Source organism: Bradyrhizobium sp. I71, assembly GCF_022354745.1.
GTDB classification, from domain to species: Bacteria; Pseudomonadota; Alphaproteobacteria; order Rhizobiales; family Xanthobacteraceae; genus Bradyrhizobium; species Bradyrhizobium liaoningense.
Window position 1 is genome coordinate 3,207,781 of sequence record NZ_CP059398.1, and the last position, 20,363, is coordinate 3,228,143.

Sequence of the window (20,363 nt, forward strand, 5' to 3'; positions counted from 1 at the left end):
CCGTGTCCGGAGTCTCGGATTCCGGACACGGTGCCCGGCTACTCTTCGGCTGCAGACATGCGGGAAATACCGCAGCTTTGGCCACTTTCCGCGAATTGACGGCCTCTGGCGCGGACCTTGCTCTCGTCTGCCTTCTCTCGTGGGGAGCAAGCTGTTCCAGGGCCGATCCCCGCGATAAGATCAACGCAAAACAATAACGGCATGCGGTCGAAGGGATCGGGAGGAACGCCGTGAGCCAGCACCCAGCTCTGCCCTACTTGCGCAATTCGGAGAAGGGCAAGGTCGTCTCGGCGACTGAGGCCGTCATGCTGATCCGCGACGGCGACACCGTGGCGACCGGTGGCTTCGTCGGCATCGGCTTTGCCGAGGAGATCGCGATCGCGCTGGAGCAGCTCTACCTGTCCCATGAGGGCGATGCGCCCTACACGCAGGGCAAGCCGCGCAATCTGACGCTGGTCTATGCGGCCGGACAAGGTGATGGCAAGCAGCGCGGCCTCAATCATTTCGCGCATGAAGGGCTGGTCCGGCGCGTGATCGGCGGACACTGGGGCCTTGCGCCGAAACTGCAGCAGCTTGCGATCGCGAACCGGATCGAGGCCTATAACCTGCCGCAGGGCGTGATCACGCATCTGTTCCGCGACATCGCCGCGCACCGGCCCGGCCACATCACCCGCGTCGGATTGAGCACCTTCGTCGACCCCAGGCACGGCGGCGGCAAGCTGAACGCGCGCACCACCGAGGACATGGTGGAGCTGATCACTCTGCGCGGCGAGGACTGCCTGCTCTACAGAACGTTTCCGATTCAGGTCGGGATCATCCGCGCCACCACCGGCGATCCCGACGGCAACCTCACCATGGAGAAGGAGGCGCTGACGCTCGAGGCGCTCGCCATCGCCATGGCGGCGCATAATTCCGGCGGCATCGTCATCGCCCAGGTCGAGCGCGTCGCCGAGGCCGGCAGCCTCAATCCGCGCCAGGTCAAGATTCCCGGCATCCTCGTCGACTGCGTCGTCGTGGCAAGGCCGGAGAACCACTGGCAGACTTTCGGCACGCAATACAATCCGGCCTTTTCGAGCGAGATCCGGGTCCGCGCCGCCTCTCTGCCGGTGATGCCGATCAGCGAGCGCAAGATCATCGCCCGGCGCGCCGCGCTGGAGCTGAAAGCCAACAGCGTCGTCAATCTCGGCATCGGCATGCCCGAGGGAATCGCCTCGGTCGCCAATGAGGAGCGGATCATCGATCTCATCACGCTGACGGCGGAGCCGGGCGTGATCGGCGGCATCCCGGCGAGCGGCATCGATTTCGGCGCCGCGATCAACACCCAGGCCGTGATCGACCAGCCGTACCAGTTCGACTTCTACGATGGCGGCGGTCTCGATGCCGCTTTCCTCGGGCTTGCCCAGGTCGACCGCGCCGGCAACCTCAATGTCAGCAAGTTCGGGCCGAAGCTTGCCGGCGCCGGCGGCTTCATCAACATCAGCCAGAATGCCAAGGAAGTCGTCTTCGTCGGCACGTTCGGCGCGGGCAAGCAGCGCGTCGCCGTGCGCGACGGGAGACTCGTCATCCTCGATGAAGCCAAGTCGCGCAAGTTCGTCGATCGCGTCGAGCACGTCACCTTCAGCGGCCCGTTTGCCGCCGCGCGGCGGCAACGCACGCTGTACGTCACCGAGCGCTGCGTGTTCGAGCTCAGGGGCGAGGGGCTCGAGCTCACCGAGGTCGCGCCCGGCATCGACATCGAGCGCGACATCCTGCGCCTGATGGATTTCAAGCCGCTGATCCCGCGCGACCCGGCGCTGATGGACGCGCGCATCTTCGGCGAGGGTCTGATGGATCTGCGCGAGCGCCTGCTCACCATCCCGCTCGATCAGCGCTTCACGCTGGACGAGCAGCAGAACCTGTTCTTCGTCAATCTGGAGCGCTACCCGCTGCGCAGCAAGGCCGAGATCGACACCATCGCGTCCCTCGTCGAGGCCCGTCTGGCGCCGCTCGGCCGCCGGGTCTACGCCATCGTCAATTATGACAATTTTTCCATCCTGCCGGAGCTGATGGACGATTATTCAGCGATGGTGCGCAGCCTCGTCGACCGCTTCTATTCCGGCGTGTCGCGCTACACCACGTCGGGCTTCCTGCGCATCAAGCTTGGTGAGGCCCTGGAGAAACGCGGCGTCGCGCCGCACATCTTCGAAAGCGCGGAGGAGGCGCAGTCGGACTGGCGCCAGGTCGAGGCCGGCGCAGCGAGGCAGGCCCAAAAATGATGCATGCCCGCAAAGGCCAGCCCGCTCCAGCGGAAGGTTCAATTGCAATGTTCGCAAGCTTGTGCAAATCGCTGTTACCGAGAAACTTCAAATCAGGAGGGACCATCGTGCGTCGATCACTCATCATAACAACAACCATTGTCGCGCTCGCCGCGGGCGCCTCCGCCCAGGCCGACGATCTCAAGATCGCGCTGATCTACGGCAAGACCGGTCCGCTCGAGGCCTACGCCAAGCAGACCGAGACCGGCCTGAAGATGGGCTTTGAATACGCCACCAAGGGCACCATGACGCTCGACGGTCGCAAGATCGTCGTCATCACCAAGGACGACCAGGGCAAGCCGGACCTTGCCAAGACCGCGCTCGCGGAGGCCTATCAGGACGACAAGGCCGACATTGCGATCGGCACGACCTCGTCGGCGGCAGCGCTTGCGATGCTCCCCGTCGCCGAGGAGAACAAGAAGATCCTGATCGTCGAGCCCGCGGTCGCGGACCAGATTACCGGCGAGAAGTGGAATCGCTACATCTTCCGCACCGGGCGCAACTCGTCGCAGGACGCGATCTCGAACGCGGTCGCGATCGGCAAGCAGGGCGTCACCGTGGCGACGCTGGCGCAGGACTATGCGTTCGGCCGCGACGGCGTCGCCGCCTTCAAGGAGGCGCTCGCCAAGACCGGCGCGACGCTGGTCGCGGAGGAATATGCGCCGGCCAACACCACCGATTTCACTGCCGTCGGCCAGCGCTTGTTCGACGCGCTGAAGGACAAGCCGGGTCGCAAGATCATCTGGATCATCTGGGCCGGTGCCGGCAACCCACCCTCCAAGCTGCAGGACATGGACCCGAAGCGCTTCGGCATCGAGCTCTCCACCGGCGGCAACATCCTGCCGGCGCTCGCCGCCTACAAGGGCCTGCCCGGGATGGAAGGCGCGACCTACTACTTCTACGACATCCCGAAGAACCCGGTGAACGACTGGCTGGTCGCCGAGCACCAGAAGCGCTTCAACGCGCCGCCGGACTTCTTCACCGCAGGTGGCTTCGCCGCCGCGATGTCCGTCGTCGCCGCCGTCACCAAGGCGAAGTCGACCGACACCGAGAAGCTGATCACGGCGATGGAAGGCCTGGAGTTCGACACGCCGAAGGGCAAGATGGTGTTCCGCAAGGAAGATCATCAGGCGCTGCAGAGCATGTATCACTTCAAGGTCAAGGTCGATCCGAACGTCGCCTGGGCCGTGCTCGAGCCGGTGCGCGAGCTGAAGATCGAGGACATGGACGTTCCCATCCGCAACAAGCGCTGAGGTTTTCTTGCTTCACCTCTCCCGCTCTTGTCCGCCGAAGCCTTGGCGAAGGCGGATGCGGGAGAGGCCGGGAAAGGGCTCTATCCTCTCAGGGGTTCTCGCTTGCGGAAACACCCTCTCCCCGGCCCTCCCCCGCAAGCGGGGGAGGGGGCACAGCGTAGCCGCGGATACATCTCGTTTCATCGATTGCCAGATACCCAATGCCGCTCACCCTCGAAACCCGCGACCTCACCATTCGCTTCGGCGGCCATGTCGCGGTCAACAACGTCTCCTGTACGTTTCGCCCGGGCGAGCTCACCGCCATCGTCGGGCCGAACGGCGCCGGCAAGACCACCTATTTCAACCTGATCTCGGGCCAGCTCCGCGCTTCACACGGCAGCATCCTGTTCGACGGCACCGACATCACGGGGCAGTCCGCGCCGATGCGCACCCGCGCGGGCCTCGGCCGCGCCTTCCAGCTCACCAATCTGTTCCCGAACCTGTCGGTGGAAGAGAACGTCCGCCTCGCAGTGCAGGCCGCGAGCGGCACCCATTACGACATGCTGCGGCCCTGGATGGTGCGCCGCGATTTGATCGCGCGCGCCGACGCCATCCTCGACCAGGTCGCGCTCGGCAGCCGCCGCGGCGTCGCCGCGACCGCGCTGTCCCATGGCGACCAGCGCAAGCTCGAAGTCGCGCTGATGATCGCGCTGGAGCCGAAGGTGTTCATGTTCGACGAGCCGACCGCCGGCATGAGCATCGACGAAGTGCCCGTCGTCCTCAACCTGATCGCGCAGCTCAAGCAGGACAGGAGCAAGATCATCCTTCTCGTCGAGCACAAGATGGACGTGGTGCGTTCGCTCGCCGACCGCATCATCGTGCTGCATAACGGCCAGCTCGTCGCCGACGGCCCGCCCGCGGAAGTGATCGCCTCGCCGATCGTGCAGGAAGCCTATCTCGGCGTCGCCCCCAAGAACGCTGCAGAGAGTGCAGCATGACCGATCTCCTGAAGCTCTCCGGCGTGCACACTCACATCGGCCGCTATCACATCCTCCAGGGCATCGATCTCGCAGTCCCGCAAGGACAGGTCACGATGCTGCTCGGCCGCAACGGCGCCGGCAAGACCACGACGCTGCGCACCATCATGGGCCTGTGGCAGGCCTCGAAGGGCGAGATCACCCTCGACGGCGAGCGCATCGAGAGCCTTGCCACGCCCGACATCGCGCGGCGCGGCGTCGGTTACGTGCCGGAGAGCATGGCGGTGTTCTCCGATCTCACGGTGAAGGAGAACCTCGTGCTCGCGGCCCGCGACGGGCCGCTCGACGACACCCAGCTCGACTGGATCTTCGGCTTCTTTCCGGCGCTGCGCCGCTTCTGGCTGTCGCGCGCGGGAAGCCTCTCGGGCGGGCAGAAGCAGATGCTGTCGATCGCGCGCGCCATCATCGAGCCGCGCAAGCTGCTGCTGGTCGACGAGCCGACCAAGGGGCTCGCGCCCGCCATCGTGATGGCGCTGATCGAGTGCCTGAAGGAGATCAAGCGCAAGGGCGCCACCATCCTGCTGGTCGAACAGAATTTCTTCGCCGCCCGCGAGCTCGGCGACAACGTGCTGGTCATGGACAACGGCACCATCGTCCATCGCGGCGAGATGGCGGCGCTCGCCGCCGACGTGTCGCTGCAGGAGCGGCTGCTCGGCCTGAGTCTGGAGGCGCATCAGTGAGTGACATTGCCGCAACCGATCCGCTGCCGAAGCCGAAGCGCGATCTCGCACCGATCCTGCTGCCGGTCGCGCTCGCCCTTCTGATGATCCCGCTGATCGGCTCGACCTCCTCCTGGCTGACCTTGACCGCCGCGAGCCTCGCCATGGGCATGATGATCTTCATCATGGCCTCCGGGCTGACGCTGGTGTTCGGCCTGATGGACGTACTCAATTTCGGCCACGGCGCCTTCATCGCCGTCGGCGCCTATGTCGCCACCCTGGTGCTGGCGCCGTTCGCGGCGTCCATCCAGGCGGATTCGCTCTGGATGAACCTCGCGGTGCTGGCGCCGGCCGCGCTGTTGTCGATGGCGGTCTCCGGCGCGCTCGGCCTGGTGGTCGAGCGCGTGCTGATCCTGCCCGTCTACGGCCAGCATCTGAAGCAGATCCTGATGACGACCGGCGGCCTGATCGTCGCCGAGCAGACGCTCTATGCGCTGTGGGGGCCGCAGATCATCCCGATGCCGCTTCCGACGTCGCTGCGCGGCTCGTTCATCCTCGGCGACGTCGCGATCGCCAAGTACCGCGTGCTGGCGATGCTGATCGGCCTCGCCATCTTCATCGCGATCCAGCTCGTGCTCAACCGCAGCAAGGTCGGCCTTCTGATCCGCGCCGGGGTCGAGAACCGCGAGATGGTGGAGGCGCTCGGCTATCGCATCCGCCGCCTGTTCCTCGGCGTGTTCATGACGGGATCGGCGCTGGCCGGCCTCGGCGGCGTGATGTGGGCGCTCTATCGCGAACAGGTGCACGCCTCCATGAGCGACGACCTCACGGTGCTGATTTTCATCGTGGTCATCATCGGCGGCCTGGGGTCGATCGGCGGCTGCTTCATCGGCGCGATCCTGGTCGCCATGGTCGCCAATTACGGCGGCTTCCTGGTGCCAAAGCTCGCCCTCGTGTCCAACATCCTGCTGATGGTCGCCATTCTGATGTGGCGGCCGCGCGGCCTCTATGCGGTGACCAGCCGATGATGATCCTCTCAGGCGATCCGCCGAAGAGCCGCGTGCTCACGCTCCTTCTCGTCGTCATCATCCTGGCGCTGGCGGCGACGCCGTTCCTGTTTCCGGGGGCCAAGGCGCTGAACGTCGCGGCCAAGATCTGCGTCTTCGCCGCGCTGGTCGCCTCCTACGACCTCCTGCTCGGCTATACCGGCTCGGTCTCGTTCGCCCACACCATGTTCTACGGCATCGGCAGCTACGCCATCGCGATCGCGCTGTACGGGATGGGCCCGAACTGGGCCGCGGTCGCAACCGGGATCGTCACCGGCCTGCCGCTCGCAGCTCTGCTCGCGCTGGCCATCGGGCTCTTCTCGCTGCGCGTCGCGGCGATCTTCTTCGCCATGATCACGCTGGCCGTGGCGTCCGCCTTCCAGGTGCTGGCCTCGCAGCTGTCCTGGCTCACAGGGGGCGAGGACGGACGCAGCTTCCAGCTGCCGGAGCTGCTGCGCCCCGGCACCGTGCTGATCTCCAAGAGCCTGTTCGGCTTCGAGATCAACGGCCGGATCCTGACCTTCTATCTGGTGTTCGCCGTTTCGGCGCTGATGATCCTCGCCTTGCTGCGCGTCGTGAACTCGCCGTTCGGCCGCGTGCTGCAGGCGATCCGCGAGAACCGGTTTCGCGCCGAGGCACTCGGCTTCCGCACCGTGTTCCACCTGACCTACGCCAACTGCCTAGCGGCGCTGGTTGCCGCCAGCGCCGGCATCCTGAACGCGCTGTGGCTGCGCTATGCCGGCCCCGATACCTCGCTGAGCTTCTCGATCATGCTGGACATCCTGCTGATGGTCGTGATCGGCGGCATGGGCACGATCTACGGCGCGCTCATTGGCGCCACCATCTTCATCCTCGCCCAGAACTATCTGCAATCGCTGATGGGCGTTGCCTCCAACGCGGCGGGCGAAGCCGGCCTGCCGCTGCTGCCGGGGCTGCTGCATCCCGATCGCTGGCTGCTGTGGCTCGGGCTGCTGTTCATCGCCAGCGTCTACTTCTTCCCGACCGGCGTGGTCGGGCGGCTGCGCAAGGCCGGCGGCGACAAGAGCGCCGGCAGCTCGCATTAAGCCGTTAGTAATGATGCAGCGCGGCGTTTGCTACGCGCACCGCACAACCGGCACGCGATTCCCGCAGCAGCACATACGGACGCAATCACGCAACCGGATTAATGCTTAGGTAACTGGCTTTCCTAAGGTTTGCGCCATTTGTGTGGTGTAATCCTGTTCCCACGAGGAGGGGGAATGCGCCAGGTCTTTTCCAACGTGGCAGCCGGAATGTCTCTAGCCGCAAGGAACGGCTGGGAGGGATTGGCGCGACGTAGTCCCGTCCTATGGTTGACGCTCTGCGGCGTGCTGCTGGTCGCCGGAATCTTCGCCGTCACGGCCATGGCCGTCGGCGAATTCCGCGAGCGGACCCTCACCAACCGCGAACGCGAGCTGGAAAATACGGTGCAGCTGATCGCGCGGCATTTCGATCAGCAATTCGACGATTCCGATGTCGTCGCCGCCGATCTGATCGGGCAGATGAACCTGGCCGACATCAGCTCCCCGGCAATGTTCCGCGAGCGCATGTCCGGTCCCGCCACGAACCAGATGCTGCGCAGCAAGATCAGCTCCGTGTCCCATCTGGGCGATATCGCGATCTATGATGCCGACGGCGAGCTGATCAACTGGTCGCGGGCCCACCCGCTGCCCAAGATCAATGTTTCGTCCCGGGCCTACTTTCAGACGTTCAAGACGAATCCGCAGTCCGAAACGGTGCTGCTGGAATCCGTCCGCAGCTTCATCATCAACAAATGGACCACGATCGTCGCACGCCGGTTGACCGGCGCCGACGGCACCTTCCTCGGCGCGATGGTGCGCCGGATCGACCCGGACAGCTACCGGCAGTATTTCGCGTCTGTCGCACTCGCTGAGGGCACGGCCATCTCGCTGTTCGACCGCCAAGGCAAGATGCTGGCACGCCATCCGCATGTCGAAGAGCTGATCGGGCGCGACTTCAGGGATGCGCCACTGATGCGGAAGGTGCTCACCAATGGCGGCCAGCAGACTCTCCGCGTCAGGGGCCTCATCGACGACGAGGAGCGGCTCGGCTCGGCGGCGTCGCTGACGCATTTCCCGCTGGTCATCGTCGGCACCAACACCACGGCGGCGGCCCTTGCGGACTGGCGGCAGCAGACCGGCTTCATGGTCACGACCGCCGCGCTTTCAGCCGCCGTCATCGCGCTGATCCTGTATCTGATCATCCGCCAGATCAACCGGCAGAACCGTGAGGCGCAGGAGCGGATCGAAGCGAAGCGGCTTCAGCTCGACACCGCCCTCAACAACATGTCGCAAGGGCTGATCCTGTACGACGCGAGCGGCACCATCGTCACCTGCAACCGCCGCTACGCCGACATGTTCGGCCTCTCCCACGACGTCATCAAGCCGGGCTGCCACATCCGCGAGGCGATGTATCATCGCAAGGAGCGCAACGCGTTCGACGGCAATGTGGAGACATTCTGCGCCGACGTGATGAGGATCGTCGCCGAAGGCACGGTCTCGACGAGAATTCATCAGTTGGCCAACGGCCGCGCCTTTCAGGTCATCAACACGCCGCTCGCACAGGGCGGATGGGTCGCCACGATCGAAGACATCACCGATCGCCGCAACCTGGAACAGGAGCGCGACCGCAACTACACCTTCCTGCGCGAGATCATCGACCATATCCCCTCGCAGATCACCGTGAAGGATGCGCGCACGCGGCAATATCTGCTGCTCAACGGTGTCGCCGAACAGCTGTTCGGCAAGTCTCGTCAGGATGTCGTGGGCAAGACGGCGTTCGACATCTTCCCCGAGGCGCTCGCCGCTCGCATCACCCAAGACGACAGCAGCGCGCTGGAATCGGCCAGGGGATTGTTCAAGGACGAGCACGCCTGGCAAATGCCGGGCACCGGGCCGCGCTACATCACGTCGAGCCGGATCGGTATTCGCGATGAAGCCGGCGAACCGCGCTATCTCATCCATGTCATCGAGGACGTCACCGAGCGCCGCCGCGCCGACGAGCAGATCGCGCATCTGGCGCATTACGATGCGCTGACCGACCTGCCGAACCGAACCCTGTTCCGCGAGCAGATCGAATGCGAGCTGGCGAAGGTCGCCAACGGCAAGCAGTTCGCGCTGCTCTACATCGACGTCGACGAATTCAAGGGCATCAACGACTCGCTCGGCCACCACGTCGGCGACGAGCTGTTGAAGGCGATCGCGGACCGTCTCCGCGGCTGCCTCAGGCCGGGCGATTTGATCGCGCGGCTCGGCGGCGACGAGTTCGCGGTGATCCAGACCGGGATCGGATCCTCCGCCGACGTGCTGTCCTTCCTGGCGCGGATCTACCAGGCGATCCGGCAGCCCTATCATTGTCTCGGCCATCAGCTCTCCACCGATGCCAGCATCGGGATTGCGCTGGCACCGCAGGACGGCGCCGATCTCGATCAGCTGATCAAGAACGCAGACCTTGCGATGTACGGCGCCAAGGCCAATGGACGCCGCACCCACCGCTTCTTCGAGCCGGAGATGGATGCGAGCGCCAAGGCACGCCTGAGCATGGAGCTGGATTTGCGGCAGGCCCTCGTGAATGGCGGCTTCGAGATTCACTATCAGCCGCTGGTCGACCTGCGCACCAACGAAGTCTCCGGCTGCGAGGCGCTGCTGCGCTGGCGGCATCCCGAGCGCGGAATGGTGTCGCCTGCGGAGTTCATCCCGGTCGCCGAGGACACCGGCATGATCAACGAGATCGGCGACTGGGTATTGCGGATGGCCTGCAACGAGGCCGCGACCTGGCCGGCGCATGTGCGTGTCGCGGTCAACGTCTCGCCGGTGCAGCTCAAATGCGACACGCTGGCGCTGCGGATTGCGGGCGCGCTCGCCGCCTCCGGCCTGAACCCGCGTCGGCTCGAGCTCGAGATCACCGAGGCCGTGCTGATCCGCGACGACGAGGCGGCGCTCTCGATCCTGCATCAGCTCCGCTCGATCGGCGTGCGCATCGCACTCGACGATTTCGGCACCGGCTACTCCTCGCTGAGCTATCTGAAGCGCTTCCCGTTCGACAAGATCAAGATCGACCGCTGCTTCGTCGTCGACATCGCAGAGGCGAGCGGCTCGCCCGTGATCGTGCAGGCGGTGGTGAACATTGCGGCCGCCAGCAGCATGACCACGGTCGCCGAAGGCGTCGAGACCGAGGCACAGCGCGACATGCTGCGCGCGCTCGGCTGCACCCAGATGCAGGGCTATCTGTTCAGCGCCCCGAAGCCGGCCAGCGAGGTGCGAAAGCTGTTCGGCCCCGGCGACTCCGCGCCCGTGGCTGCGGTGGCCTGATGGGGAAGTCGAGGACACTTCCGGCCACAGCCGTCGACGTTGCGGATTCCTACGCCGTGCGGCTGATGCAGCACCTGGTGGTGCCCACCTTCGTGATCGACCCCAAGCGCCGTGTGGTGATCTGGAACAGGGCCTGCGAGCGATTGACCGGCGTCGCCGCTTCCGAGGTGATTGGCACCGGCAAGCACTGGCAGGCCTTTTACGAGACCAGGCGCCCTTGCCTTGCCGACCTCGTCGCGCTCGACCGGCCGGAGCAGCTGCCGGAATACTATTCGGAATATGCCGCGCGCGGCCATAACGGGCTCGGCTTTTCCGCGGAGAACTGGTGCGTGATGCCGAAGCTCGGCAGCCAGCTCTATCTCGCCATCGACGCCGGCCCGATCCACGACGAGGCCGGCCGGCTGATCGCGGTGGTGGAGACGCTGCGCGACCTCACCGACCAGAAGCGCGCCGAGATGGCGCTGAAGGAGCTCGCCACCAAGGACGGGCTGACCGGGCTGGCGAACCGCCGCTCCTTCGACCAGATGCTGTCGGACGAATGGGCGCGCGCCCAGCGCACGCAGAAGCCGCTGGCGCTGCTGTTCGTCGATGTCGACCATTTCAAGCTGTTCAACGACCGCCACGGCCACCAGAGCGGCGACGAGTGCCTGCGCGCGGTTGCCGCCGTCGTCAGCCGGCACGCGGTGCGCCCGCTCGACCTCGCCGGCCGCTATGGCGGCGAGGAGTTCGCGCTGATCCTGCCGGACATGGATTGCGACACCGCCTGCAAAGTGGCCGAGGAGATCCGCTGCGCGGTCACGGCCTTGCAGATCGCCCACGGCGCCGCGGGCGCCGGCGACCACGTCACTCTCAGCGTCGGTGTCGCCAGCCGCATCCCCGGCGGTGCCGACGGCGGCCCCGACCGGCTGCTGGGCGCGGCCGACGAGGCGCTCTATGTGGCCAAACGCCTCGGCCGCAACCGCGTCATGTGCGCCGAACGGGTGCTGGCCGAATTCGCCGCCCTCGGCCGGGAAGCGGCGACGGTTCCGGCTCCTGTCCGGCGCAAATCGGCTTGAGCGCATGCGGCGAGAAGCGGTTGCCCGCCCCTCGCCAATCGGCTAAATGAAATCCCACTGCACCCGTAGCTCAGCTGGATAGAGCGTTGCCCTCCGAAGGCAAAGGTCACACGTTCGAATCGTGTCGGGTGCGCCAGCGCTGCCAGCCGTTTTTCCGGCCGGACCTCACGTCAGCATCGCGACGATCGCTTGGACCTGATCGGAGGCGGACGTCACCAGTCCGTCATAGGACGTTTGGCCGTGTGCGGCGGCCTTCAGGATGCATTCGGCGACGGCCGCCTTCAGGCCGAACACGGATTGATGGGCCGGCACGCTCGCCATCACGGTTTCCAGGGCCTGACGCATCGTCTGAATGAGCTCGGAGCTGTATTGCATTGGATGTCCTCCGCGGGCTCATATTAGAGCGCGGGCTCATGCCTGCCACTCACAAGCCCGGGACTGCTGTTTGAGATTGATTGAGAAGCATCGTCTCAATTCAAACGCCAGATCGCCGCATTGAGCACGCCGGCAAACGCGATCCAGGCCGCATAAGGCACGAACAATGCGGCCGCCAGTCTGTCTCGTGACATCTCGAGGCCGATGTAGGTCACGATCGCGGCGAACAGGCAGACGAGGATGACGAGCGCGGCGCCGATCTGGTGCATCGTGAACATGACCGGCGACCAGGCGAAATTGAGCGCGAGTTGCGCGGCCCAGGCCAGCATCGCCTTTCCCGACGGAGCACGACGAAAGGTCCGCCAGCCCGCAACGGCGATCATGACGTAAAGGATGGTCCAGGCCACCGGAAACGCCCAGTTCGGCGGCACGAAATCCGGCTTGGCCAGGCCCGCATACCAGTCTCCGGGGAGATTGGTCGCGCCGATCAGCCAGCCGGTGCCGACCACGGCGACGACGAAAGCCAACAACTGAAACATCCCTCACCTCGCGCTTCCCCTGGCCCGATTGTATCATCTTTCCATGAGCGAATCCGACACGGTGACCGGCGCAGCCTCGCCGGTGCGCAAGATCATCCATATCGACATGGATGCCTTCTATGCGTCGGTGGAGCAACGCGACAATCCGCAGCTGCGCGGAAAGCCGGTCGCGGTCGGAGGCTCCGCGGAGCGCGGCGTCGTCGCGGCTGCCAGTTACGAGGCCCGCAAGTTCGGCGTTCGCTCCGCCATGCCATCGGTGACGGCAAAGCGGCAATGTCCCGAGCTGATCTTCGTCAAGCCGCGCTTCGAGGTCTACAAGGCGATCTCGAGGCAGATCCGCGAGATCTTCGCCGAGCACACGGCCATCGTCGAGCCGTTGTCGCTGGATGAAGCCTATCTCGACGTGACGGAGAACCTGCAAGGCATCCCGCTGGCGCGGGATATCGCGCTGAAGATCCGCGAGAAGATCAAGGCCGAGACGGGCCTCAACGCTTCGGCCGGCATCTCCTACAACAAGTTTCTGGCCAAGCTCGCCTCGGACCATCGCAAGCCCAACGGCCAGTTCGTGATCTCGCCGGAGATGGGGCCCGCTTTCGTGGAGACGCTGCCGGTCGGCAAGTTCCACGGCATCGGCCCGGCGACAGCTGCGAAGATGAACGCGCTCGGCCTGTTCACCGGCCGCGATATCCGCAACCAGGCGCTTGAGTTCATGAACGCGAATTTCGGCAAGTCCGGCGCCTATTACTATTGGATCTCACGCGGCGTCGACGAGCGGCCGGTGCGGGCCAACCGGATCCGCAAGTCGATCGGCGCGGAGAACACGTTCTCGATCGACCTCGACGCATTCGATGCGCTGGCCGCCGAACTCAGGCCTCTCGTCGACAAGGTCTGGCGCCATTGCGAGGCGACCGGCAATCGTGGCCGCACCGTCACCCTGAAGATCAAGTTCGCCGACTTCGAGATCATCACGCGCAGCAGGTCCGTCGCTGCGGCCGTTGCGGGACGGGACGAACTGGAGCGGCTGGCCTGCGGCCTGCTCGAAGCCGAGATGCCGCTGCCCAAGCGCGTCAGGCTGCTCGGGGTGTCGCTGTCCTCGCTCCAGGTCGGCGGCGATTCGGAGCCGCAGTTGACGCTCGGGATCTGAATCCGGCCGGAGGGCCGCTTCGGCGAACGCGACATCTTTTTCGGCGACGCGCCGCAAAACCTGTCGTAGAGACGTCAAACAGGTCTTTTCGCGATTGATGTTGGAATGCTTGCCTTATTGATACGCCTCGGACTGCGCTTCGAAGACCGCATCGAGGAGCGGCGATTTGTCGACCAATATGTCCGGGGCAGCCTCGGATGGACGCAGATCGCAATGCTGCTCGGCGCCGCCACCTATGCCGGCTACACGCTCTGGGATTGGGTGCTGTACCCCGAAGTGGTTCCGATCACGCTCGCAATCCGCGGCGGCACGGCCGTCTTTATCCTGCTGCCGCTGACAGCGCTGCTGTCGCGACGATGGATGAAGCCGTGGGCAGAGACGATCTTCCTCGTCTATTGCGTCATTCCCGGCTGCATCCTGCCCAGCATTTATCACGTGCTGCCGTCGGGCTTCACCTTTGCCGCGCCGGGCATGATGATGATCATCCTGTTCGTCTCGACCATGCTGCCGTTGCGGATCGGCTCGCTGGCGATTTTCTGTCTGCTCTCATGGGTGGCGCTGCTGGTCGCCGAGTCGTTCGCGACGACGATGCCGACCGGGCTGAGCTTCATCAATCATTCTCTCGTCGGCAACGCCTACGCATTGTCGCTCTACGCCGTGGCTGCGCGCGAGTACCGGGCGCGAAGACAATTCCGGACGTCGGAGGCGCTGCAACGGGAAAAGGAACGCTCGGAAAAATCGCTGCGCGATCTGCGCGCAACCCAGGAGCAGCTCGTGCAGGCGGAAAAGCTCGCCTCGCTCGGCCAATTGGTGGCTGGCGTCGCGCACGAGGTCAGCACCCCGCTCGGCCTCGCCCTGACGACCTCGACCGCCATGCAGACCGATCTGCAGACGATGGCAGATGCATTGGGCGGAGCCTCGGTCCGGCGTTCCGACCTGACCAAGGGCATCGACAGGCTCAAGCAGGGGCTCGATCTGACCTTCGACAATCTGCACCGCGCATCCGAGATGGTGCACAGCTTCAGGCAGGTCGCCGTCCATCAGGCCGACGAGGACCGGCGGACCTTCGAGCTCAAGGACTGGCTGTCGGAGTTGATGTCCAAGCTCGGGCCCTTGCTGTCGCATCATGGCCTGACGGTCGAGGTCCGATGCCCGGCGGGGATCAAGCTCAACAGCTATCCCGGAGCGCTTGCTCAGGTGATCAGCAATCTCGCTCTCAATAGCGCGGGCCATGCCTATCCGGACAAGAGAGGCGGCCGGTTCGTCATCACGGTCAGCCAGCCGGACCCGACATCCGTCCGCCTCGTCTGCGCTGATGAGGGCGTCGGAATTCCCGAAGAGCTAAAGGCGCAGATCTTCGATCCGTTCGTCACGACCCGTCGTGAGAGCGGCCATGCCGGCCTGGGGCTCCACATCGCCTTTAATCTGGTGGCCTCATCGCTGAACGGGCGCCTTCGGCTCGACAGCAGGACGGGTCCGGGGACTCAGATCGCCATCGAGATTCCGCTCCAGACATGACTCCGGCGGCCATGTTGGAGCCGCCTCGAAAGGCGAAAACAGAGCGCCCGGCAAGTGCGACTGTCGGTGACGGATTTTCAGGCCCGCCACCGATGAAAGTCGATCTGCTCGGGCCGCTCAATGCCTCACGTGCTCGAACACCACGATCACGCCGGTCGGTTCGGGCTCATGCGCCATCAGGCGCGTCAGGTCGGAATCGCCCCAATCGGCGAGACTGACGACTTCGCCGCTCTGGCGATCGGCGCCGGGAGACGGCGTGGGCTCGAGGACCTTGAGGCCCGTCTCGTCGACGAAGAAGGTGTGCTCGCCAAACATGCTGTTGAGCTGCGGCATCGCGGGATGTTCGTCGGGCAGCACCTGAGCGCCGAGTTGGTTGACGGTCTGCTTCACCTGTTCGGATGTGAGCTTCATGAGCTGCTCCGTTTTTGTCTGCGGTTTCATTGACCCAGGCGGGAGCATGCGTTCCCTGCCCTTGTCCGCCTGGCTCAAAGTCCCGAACAGGCGCTGCGGACAAATGTTCCCGCAAAATGTATTTCGTGATCGCGCGCGGCATCTGCCGCGCTCGCGGCACGAGTTCGCCACAGGATGCACACGATCTGTCCGCTTTAGTCGGCGGCTTCGACGATCCGGATGTCGCGGTCGGCGCCGTCGCCAAGCAGATCGTGGGCGGCCTGATAGGCCGGGCTCGCATACGCCGCCCTGGCGCGCTCCACACTGTCGAACTCGATGAGAACGACGCGTTCCATCTGGCCGAGCTCGAAAGCCGCAGCCGGCATCCCGCGTGCGAGCACACGGCCGCCGGCCGCTTCGATCGCCGGACGCGACAGCTTGGCGTAGGCCGCCATGGCATCGGGATTCCTGATCGCTCGGTAGGTTGCAACCCAGTAGGCTTTGGCCATCGCTTCTCCTGACGTTTGGGGCGAATTGCTACTCGCCGCGGTTCTCGCCGACCGACAGTGCGCAGATGCGTGACAGATAAGTGTAGGGCAGGCCGGTCTCCTCGGCCCAGGCATTGAACTGCGCCTGCACCTTGGCGAGATCGCCCTTGGACTTGACCTCTTCGGCGATGTCGAGACCTGCATCGCGGAGGCAGACCACCACGTCCTTGGACGTCACGAAACCGTCCCAGCCGACGAAGCGCAGCAGCATCTGGCCGGTGTTGCCCCCTAACCGGCTGCCGCGCTTGTTGAGCAGATCGAGCAGGCCGATCTCGTCGGACGACGGCCACTTCGCCAGAAACCTGCCGAAGCTGCCGTGCTGCTTCGCGATCTCCTGCACGAAGGCGGCGTTGTCGCGCACCGACATGATCTTGGCGCCGTTGCGGACGATGCGCGCGTCGCGCAGCAGGCCCTCCCAATAGTCCTCGGGCTGGAACGTGAGCTTGGCGGGCTGGAAATGCAGGAAGGCGTCTTCAAAGCCGTCCCATTTCGAATCGATCACGCTCCAGGCGAAGCCGGCGCAGAACACCCGCCTGGTCATCTCGGCGAGGATCCGGTCATCGCCGAGCCCGGCCAGCCGCTCGAGGTCCGGCTTGGCCGGCATCAGTTTCTCCAGCGCCTTGGGCCCGCCCTTGCGCTTCTCGGCCCGCGCGCGAATGGTCTTGAAGGGGGTCATACGGGCATCCGCGTTACGGTGCCCACGACACCAGAATTCGATCAACCGGTCCAGCCCCGCGACGATGACGCGCAGGGGCGGCCCTGCTGGTCCGCTTCTTGCTTCATGACGCCTGGAATTCCCAGACATTATCGAGCTCTCGCCGACGGATTTTCGATGCGTTGCCTGGTCGTGGCCGACCTGCACTATTCGCTGCCCCAGCTCGACTGGCTGGTCAGCGCGGCGCCGCAATTCGACCTCGTGATCTTCGCCGGCGATGCGCTCGACATCGGCTCGATCGTGGACTTCCGCGCCCAGATCGTGGTGGTGAAGAAGTACCTCGCGCTGCTGGCCGCGCAGACCCGCGTGATCCTCTGCTCCGGCAATCACGACCTGGATGAGCGCAACGCCGAAGGCGAGAAGGTCGCACGCTGGATTTCGGAGGTGCGCGAGCTGGGCATCGCCTGCGACGGCGACAGCCTCGTCATCGGTGACACCCTGTTCACGGTGTGCCCGTGGTGGGACGGGCCCCTGGTGAAGCAGCGCATCGTCGAACAGTTGCACGATGCCGCCACCGGCCGGCTGCGGCGCTGGATCTGGGCGCATCACGCGCCGCCGGCCGATTCACCGACGAGCTGGGGCGGCAAGCGCTTCTTCGGCGACGTCGAGCTGGTGCAATGGATCATGCAATACCAGCCGTCGATGGTGATCTCGGGCCATGTGCACCAGTCGCCGTTCATCACCGGCGGCTCGTGGTTCGACCGGCTGGGCCAGACCTGGGTCTTCAACACCGGCCTGCAACCCGGCCGGCCGCCGACCTGCATCGTCCTCGACCTCGACGCGGACAAGGCGTTCTGGCTCGCGGCCGGCGAAGCCCAGTGGATCGACCTGAATGCGCCGCTGAAGCGCCCCGCCGCCCCCATCGAGGCGCCGCCCGACTGGCTCACATTCTTGGATCGGATTTCCGATCCGAGCCTGGCGAGACCTCAAGCGGCGGCAGGTTGATCATGCTCTGGAGCACCTCGCCGACCATGGCCAGATGCGTGCCCTGGCCGGCATATTGCCGCTTGAGATCGGCGAGATAGGTGTTGGCGACATTGAGCCGCTGCGCCAGCATCTTTGCGATCAGCAGGGCCACACCCGGCTCCTTCTCGAGGAACGAGGCGGCGTCCTCGAACTCATAGACGATCGCGTCGGTGCAGGCCCGCACGGTGGCGGTGTGCGGCTGGCCCAGCAGCACGGACATCTCGCCGAGCACGGCGCCGGGTTCGGTGACGGTAGCCACCACCATCTCACCCTTGAGCACCTCGAGCTTGCCTTGCATCAGCACATAGAGGTGGCCGCTGGTGCCACCCTCGCTGACAATCAGCGTGCCGGCGGCGACCTGCCGCTCCGTTCCGCCGGTGCAATAGTCCAGGACTGCGCGCATCGCAGAAGCTCCCGTCGCTGCGGACCCTATCCCCCCAGACCAGAGCATGATCCGTGCCACACGACAAATCAACGCGCCTATGACGGGCGCGGCGGCACTTGGCGAGGTGGACCAACCGCCAGTCTCCAGGGCCGGTATCCCCAAAACCCGCCTCCGTCGCCAGGCCTCGCATGTCCGAGGCCGCGCACCGGCCGCATCGTCTATGCTGCCAACCTTGCGGCTGAAAACGAACAGCGCGTTCTCGCGTGCCGTGCGTCACACCCGGGAGAGCGAGGGTACCTCCTCCGGCACGATCGCCCGAAGCCCGCCGAAGCGGCGCTCGCGGCCGTGGAAGGCGGCGAGCGCCTCGGTGAGATCGCCGGCATCGAATTCGGGCCACATCCGCTCGGTGAAATGCAGCTCGGCATAGGCGCCCTCCCACAGCAGGAAGTCCGACAGCCGCTTCTCGCCCGAGGTGCGGATGATGAGATCTACGTCGCGAAGGCCAGCCTCGCCGGTGACGAGCTGCGAGAACGCTTCGCGGGTGAGGCTGGTGAGCGCGGCCGCTTTGGCCGCCGCGTTGAGGATCGCATCGCGAGCCGAGTAATCCACGGCGATGCGCAGATGCAGCGCGCTTCCGCGGGCGGTCGTCTCTTCGGCGCGCGTGATCGCGGTGGCGATGCCGTCAGGCAGCCGGTCGCGGCGGCCGATCACGGTGAGACGCACGCCGTTCCTGACCAGGCTCTGCACCTCGTTGGCGAGATAGAAGCGCAGCAAGGTCATCAGCGCCGCGACCTCCGCCCTCGGCCTCCGCCAATTGTCGGCCGAGAAGGCGTAAAGCGTCAGCGTGCCGATGCCCTGCTTGGGCGCGGCCTCGACGATCCGGCGGATGCTCTCGACGCCGGCCTCGTGGCCGCGCACGCGGGACAGGCCGCGCCGCGTCGCCCATCTGCCGTTGCCGTCCATGATGATGCCGACATGAAGCTTCTCGTTGCGCGACGTGGATTCGCTTTGCATTGCAAAGTCTCCGGTCAATAAAAGGGGAGAATCAGGTCGAGGCGATACCGAGGCGGCCGAGCGGCGGCGCCTCGCGGCCGGCGGCTTTCGCCGCGTCGCGCACCAGCCGCTCGAGCACGGCGAGATAGTCGAGGAAACGGCGGCGGCCGGCCTTGGTCAGGCGACAGGTCGTGTGCGGGCGGTTGCCCTCGTAGCCCTTGGTCATCTCGACGAGGCCCGCGTCCTGGAGCACGGCGAGGTGCCGGCTGAGATTGCCGTCGGTGAGGCCGCAGAGCTGCTTGAGATCGCCGAATGCCAGCCCCTTGGGATGCGCCATCAGCGAGGTCAGAAGCCCGAGCCTCGCCTTCTCGTGGATCACGCGGTCGAGTCCTTCATAGGAGAAGGGCGCGCTGTCAGTCTTCGACATCATTGTCTCCAGACACGAAATGCAGAATGGCCGCCATCACCGATTGCCCGATCACGAAGGGCAGCCCCATGGTCCATGGCGACAGCGTATGGGTTCGGCTTGCCAGCACCACCACCGCAAAGCCGGACACGAAATACCAGGCGCCGGCGAGTGCGACGGTGCGCGGCAGTGAGCGGACCGAGGCAAAGATGCCGAGCGACACCAGGATCTGCCACAGGCCCGGCAGCAGCCACAGCGTCTCGCTCGCGAACTTCCACATCACCACCGCGAGCAGCACGCCGGCAACGCCTGCCGGCAGGAACTGCTCGACGGCCTGGTGGATCATGGCATCCGCCAGGCCCGAATGGTGACGGCGCGAACGCGCCCGCATCTCGATGCCGATCATCAGCCCCGACAGCACGGCGGCACTGAGCCAGCCGATGAAGAATCCGAGCGGCTCGCCGGTGGGGTCATCCAGCAGCCAGAACTGCAGAACCGCGGTGATGAGCGCGACAGCGCCGGTCGCCACCATCGTCGCCGGGCCGTAGCCGCGGAAGGCGGTGCCCGCCGCAATCTGGCTGCGGATCGCCACGATGTCGGCCAGCGCCTTGTCGAGATCGCGCATCGGCAACGTAAATCCTCGTTCCACCCGGGGCGTTTCGGGACGTGATGTCCCGTTACTTTGTGTTGCAAAGTATATGGCGCCGCAAAG

Annotated in this window: 20 protein-coding genes and 1 tRNA gene; 12 read left to right on the forward strand and 9 right to left on the reverse strand. The window is 65.4% G+C overall.

The annotated features are described in order from the left end of the window. Positions 1–230: 230 nt before the first annotated feature. The 9 genes from FJV43_RS15605 (at position 231) to FJV43_RS15645 (ending at position 11,808) form a co-directional block, all read left to right on the forward strand. A complete protein-coding gene (locus tag FJV43_RS15605) occupies positions 231–2,255 on the forward strand; it encodes an acyl CoA:acetate/3-ketoacid CoA transferase (protein WP_275973719.1) in 2,025 nt (674 codons plus the stop codon). Positions 2,256–2,362: 107 nt separating this feature from the next. Continuing rightward, a complete protein-coding gene (locus tag FJV43_RS15610) occupies positions 2,363–3,547 on the forward strand; it encodes a substrate-binding domain-containing protein (protein ID WP_239628274.1) in 1,185 nt (394 codons plus the stop codon). Positions 3,548–3,747: 200 nt separating this feature from the next. Next, positions 3,748–4,524, forward strand: a complete 777-nt coding sequence (locus tag FJV43_RS15615; RefSeq protein ID WP_239628275.1) for an ABC transporter ATP-binding protein — start codon at positions 3,748–3,750, stop codon at positions 4,522–4,524. After that, positions 4,521–5,243, forward strand: coding sequence for an ABC transporter ATP-binding protein (locus tag FJV43_RS15620; RefSeq protein WP_239628277.1), 723 nt, complete (start codon positions 4,521–4,523; stop codon positions 5,241–5,243). Before FJV43_RS15615 ends, FJV43_RS15620 begins: the two co-directional genes overlap by 4 nt. Further along, positions 5,240–6,250: a branched-chain amino acid ABC transporter permease gene (locus FJV43_RS15625; protein WP_239628279.1), complete on the forward strand. Its 1,011-nt coding sequence runs from the start codon at positions 5,240–5,242 to the stop codon at positions 6,248–6,250. The genes FJV43_RS15620 and FJV43_RS15625 overlap by 4 nt, the downstream gene beginning before the upstream one ends. Continuing rightward, positions 6,247–7,332, forward strand: coding sequence for a branched-chain amino acid ABC transporter permease (locus FJV43_RS15630; protein ID WP_239628281.1), 1,086 nt, complete (start codon positions 6,247–6,249; stop codon positions 7,330–7,332). The genes FJV43_RS15625 and FJV43_RS15630 overlap by 4 nt, the downstream gene beginning before the upstream one ends. A gap of 174 nt (positions 7,333–7,506) precedes the next feature. Then, positions 7,507–10,617 (forward strand): EAL domain-containing protein, encoded by a 3,111-nt coding sequence (locus tag FJV43_RS15635; protein ID WP_239628282.1) that lies wholly within the window; start codon positions 7,507–7,509, stop codon positions 10,615–10,617. Beyond that, complete coding sequence (locus tag FJV43_RS15640; protein ID WP_239628284.1) at positions 10,617–11,672, forward strand: diguanylate cyclase; 1,056 nt, start codon at positions 10,617–10,619, stop codon at positions 11,670–11,672. Before FJV43_RS15635 ends, FJV43_RS15640 begins: the two co-directional genes overlap by 1 nt. Before the next feature lie 59 nt (positions 11,673–11,731). Continuing rightward, a tRNA-Arg gene (locus FJV43_RS15645) sits at positions 11,732–11,808 on the forward strand. A 29-nt stretch (positions 11,809–11,837) separates the two neighbouring features. Here the strand turns inward: FJV43_RS15645 and FJV43_RS15650 are convergent. After that, a complete protein-coding gene (locus FJV43_RS15650; protein ID WP_239628285.1) occupies positions 11,838–12,047 on the reverse strand; it encodes a hypothetical protein in 210 nt (69 codons plus the stop codon). A gap of 95 nt (positions 12,048–12,142) precedes the next feature. Next, positions 12,143–12,586, reverse strand: a complete 444-nt coding sequence (locus tag FJV43_RS15655; protein ID WP_239628287.1) for a TspO/MBR family protein — start codon at positions 12,584–12,586, stop codon at positions 12,143–12,145. Positions 12,587–12,629: 43 nt separating this feature from the next. Here FJV43_RS15655 and dinB point away from each other — a divergent pair, with 43 nt between their 5' ends. Further along, entirely contained in the window at positions 12,630–13,730 is a 1,101-nt protein-coding gene (gene dinB, locus FJV43_RS15660; protein WP_239628289.1) for a DNA polymerase IV, read from the forward strand. 105 nt (positions 13,731–13,835) lie between these two features. After that, on the forward strand, positions 13,836–15,248 hold the full coding sequence (locus FJV43_RS15665) for a HAMP domain-containing sensor histidine kinase (RefSeq protein WP_239628290.1): 1,413 nt from the start codon (positions 13,836–13,838) through the stop codon (positions 15,246–15,248). Positions 15,249–15,365: 117 nt separating this feature from the next. Here FJV43_RS15665 and FJV43_RS15670 read toward each other — a convergent pair whose 3' ends face one another. From FJV43_RS15670 to FJV43_RS15680, 3 genes are all read right to left on the reverse strand, one after another. Then, complete coding sequence (locus tag FJV43_RS15670) at positions 15,366–15,659, reverse strand: hypothetical protein (RefSeq protein WP_239628292.1); 294 nt, start codon at positions 15,657–15,659, stop codon at positions 15,366–15,368. A gap of 194 nt (positions 15,660–15,853) precedes the next feature. Beyond that, on the reverse strand, positions 15,854–16,147 hold the full coding sequence (locus FJV43_RS15675; RefSeq protein ID WP_239628294.1) for a DUF1330 domain-containing protein: 294 nt from the start codon (positions 16,145–16,147) through the stop codon (positions 15,854–15,856). A 28-nt stretch (positions 16,148–16,175) separates the two neighbouring features. After that, complete coding sequence (locus FJV43_RS15680; RefSeq protein WP_239628296.1) at positions 16,176–16,862, reverse strand: DNA-3-methyladenine glycosylase I; 687 nt, start codon at positions 16,860–16,862, stop codon at positions 16,176–16,178. A 156-nt stretch (positions 16,863–17,018) separates the two neighbouring features. On the opposite strand from FJV43_RS15680, the gene FJV43_RS15685 reads away from it, so the two are divergent. After that, the gene (locus FJV43_RS15685) at positions 17,019–17,846 is read left to right on the forward strand and encodes a metallophosphoesterase family protein (RefSeq protein WP_239628297.1); all 828 of its coding nucleotides are present in this window, start codon (positions 17,019–17,021) and stop codon (positions 17,844–17,846) included. On the opposite strand, the gene FJV43_RS15690 is transcribed toward FJV43_RS15685, so the two are convergent. From FJV43_RS15690 to FJV43_RS15705, 4 genes are all read right to left on the reverse strand, one after another. Further along, positions 17,785–18,270 (reverse strand): cyclic nucleotide-binding domain-containing protein, encoded by a 486-nt coding sequence (locus FJV43_RS15690; protein WP_239628299.1) that lies wholly within the window; start codon positions 18,268–18,270, stop codon positions 17,785–17,787. The genes FJV43_RS15685 and FJV43_RS15690 overlap by 62 nt on opposite strands. A 255-nt stretch (positions 18,271–18,525) precedes the next feature. Then, complete coding sequence (locus FJV43_RS15695; protein ID WP_239628301.1) at positions 18,526–19,266, reverse strand: di-trans,poly-cis-decaprenylcistransferase; 741 nt, start codon at positions 19,264–19,266, stop codon at positions 18,526–18,528. A gap of 31 nt (positions 19,267–19,297) precedes the next feature. Next, complete coding sequence (locus FJV43_RS15700) at positions 19,298–19,672, reverse strand: transcriptional regulator (protein ID WP_239628303.1); 375 nt, start codon at positions 19,670–19,672, stop codon at positions 19,298–19,300. Next, a complete protein-coding gene (locus FJV43_RS15705) occupies positions 19,659–20,276 on the reverse strand; it encodes a hypothetical protein (RefSeq protein ID WP_239628304.1) in 618 nt (205 codons plus the stop codon). Before FJV43_RS15705 ends, FJV43_RS15700 begins: the two co-directional genes overlap by 14 nt. Positions 20,277–20,363: the final 87 nt, after the last annotated feature.

What these genes read in the sequence shown, in the direction of transcription:
- FJV43_RS15615 (WP_239628275.1), top strand. Translation starts at nt 3,748, where the DNA reads ATGCCGCTCACCCTCGAAACCCGCGACCTCACCATTCGCTTCGGCGGC.
- FJV43_RS15620 (WP_239628277.1), top strand. Translation starts at nt 4,521, where the DNA reads ATGACCGATCTCCTGAAGCTCTCCGGCGTGCACACTCACATCGGCCGC.
- FJV43_RS15630 (WP_239628281.1), top strand. Translation starts at nt 6,247, where the DNA reads ATGATGATCCTCTCAGGCGATCCGCCGAAGAGCCGCGTGCTCACGCTC.
- FJV43_RS15635 (WP_239628282.1), top strand. Translation starts at nt 7,507, where the DNA reads ATGCGCCAGGTCTTTTCCAACGTGGCAGCCGGAATGTCTCTAGCCGCA.
- FJV43_RS15640 (WP_239628284.1), top strand. Translation starts at nt 10,617, where the DNA reads ATGGGGAAGTCGAGGACACTTCCGGCCACAGCCGTCGACGTTGCGGAT.
- FJV43_RS15650 (WP_239628285.1), bottom strand. Translation starts at nt 12,047, where the DNA reads ATGCAATACAGCTCCGAGCTCATTCAGACGATGCGTCAGGCCCTGGAA.
- FJV43_RS15655 (WP_239628287.1), bottom strand. Translation starts at nt 12,586, where the DNA reads ATGTTTCAGTTGTTGGCTTTCGTCGTCGCCGTGGTCGGCACCGGCTGG.
- dinB (WP_239628289.1), top strand. Translation starts at nt 12,630, where the DNA reads ATGAGCGAATCCGACACGGTGACCGGCGCAGCCTCGCCGGTGCGCAAG.
- FJV43_RS15665 (WP_239628290.1), top strand. Translation starts at nt 13,836, where the DNA reads ATGCTTGCCTTATTGATACGCCTCGGACTGCGCTTCGAAGACCGCATC.
- FJV43_RS15670 (WP_239628292.1), bottom strand. Translation starts at nt 15,659, where the DNA reads ATGAAGCTCACATCCGAACAGGTGAAGCAGACCGTCAACCAACTCGGC.
- FJV43_RS15675 (WP_239628294.1), bottom strand. Translation starts at nt 16,147, where the DNA reads ATGGCCAAAGCCTACTGGGTTGCAACCTACCGAGCGATCAGGAATCCC.
- FJV43_RS15680 (WP_239628296.1), bottom strand. Translation starts at nt 16,862, where the DNA reads ATGACCCCCTTCAAGACCATTCGCGCGCGGGCCGAGAAGCGCAAGGGC.
- FJV43_RS15685 (WP_239628297.1), top strand. Translation starts at nt 17,019, where the DNA reads ATGCGTTGCCTGGTCGTGGCCGACCTGCACTATTCGCTGCCCCAGCTC.
- FJV43_RS15690 (WP_239628299.1), bottom strand. Translation starts at nt 18,270, where the DNA reads ATGCGCGCAGTCCTGGACTATTGCACCGGCGGAACGGAGCGGCAGGTC.
- FJV43_RS15695 (WP_239628301.1), bottom strand. Translation starts at nt 19,266, where the DNA reads ATGCAAAGCGAATCCACGTCGCGCAACGAGAAGCTTCATGTCGGCATC.
- FJV43_RS15700 (WP_239628303.1), bottom strand. Translation starts at nt 19,672, where the DNA reads ATGTCGAAGACTGACAGCGCGCCCTTCTCCTATGAAGGACTCGACCGC.
- FJV43_RS15705 (WP_239628304.1), bottom strand. Translation starts at nt 20,276, where the DNA reads ATGCGCGATCTCGACAAGGCGCTGGCCGACATCGTGGCGATCCGCAGC.